Source organism: Actinoplanes sp. NPDC051470 (assembly GCF_040682035.1).
Classification (GTDB): domain Bacteria; phylum Actinomycetota; class Actinomycetes; order Mycobacteriales; family Micromonosporaceae; genus Actinoplanes.
Genome location: NZ_JBFBAA010000056.1, coordinates 1 through 773, shown reverse-complemented (window position 1 = coordinate 773; position 773 = coordinate 1). Strand labels below are relative to the sequence as shown.

The window sequence follows — 773 nt, the reverse complement described above, 5'->3', positions numbered from 1 at the left end:
CACCACTGGACGAACCACCGCGGTAACCACCCCGGTCGCCGCCACCCTGGTAACCACCACGGTCGCCACCACTCGACGAACCACCGCGGTAACCACCACGATCGCCGCCACCCTGGGAGCCACCGCGATATCCACCCCGGTCACCACCAGTCGAGCCACCACTCGACGAGCCACCGCGATATCCACCACGGTCGCCACCGGTCGAGCCACCACTCTGCGAGCCACCGCGGTATCCACCCCGGTCGCCACCGGTCGAGCCGCCACCCTGGGAGCCACCGCGGAATCCTCCACGGTCACCACCGCGCGAGTCCCCACGGAACCCTCCACGGTCGCCACCACGGTCTCGGTCGTTGCGGTTGCCGGCGGAACGATTGCCCCGGTCCCCACGAGGGTTGGCGTCACCGTCCCGGTCGCGACCGCGGCCTGCCTGGCCTTCGTCGTCGCGCTGGGAGCCGCCGTCCTGCGGTCCTGTCGTCACGGGTCAATCCTTCCGATCCGGCGCGCGCCACCAAGGGCCGTCGCCTGAGACTTCCAAACATTCAGTGTTCAAAGTTACCGCCGGTCGGAACCGACCGATCGCACAGCACCGCACGGAACGCACAGCGCCGGCCGCGCCTCTCGTCGCACACCGTCCACAAACGCATCGAGGGCCACCCCGGCTCGGGGTGACCCTCGATCAACGTTTAGTCCGGCGGCGTCCTACTCTCCCACACCCTCCCGAGTGCAGTACCATCGGCGCTGGCAGGCTTAGCTTCCGGGTTCGGAATGAGACC

1 protein-coding gene and 1 rRNA gene are annotated in these 773 nt (G+C 68.8%); both read right to left on the bottom strand.

Features of this window, described 5'->3' with window-relative positions; translation table 11 throughout:
* The coding region (locus AB0M54_RS46180; RefSeq protein WP_364479404.1) for a hypothetical protein at window positions 1-198 on the bottom strand (198 nt) is incomplete at its 3' end.
* 488 nt (window positions 199-686) lie between these two features.
* Window positions 687-773 (bottom strand): 5S ribosomal RNA (gene rrf, locus AB0M54_RS46175); the annotation flags it as partial.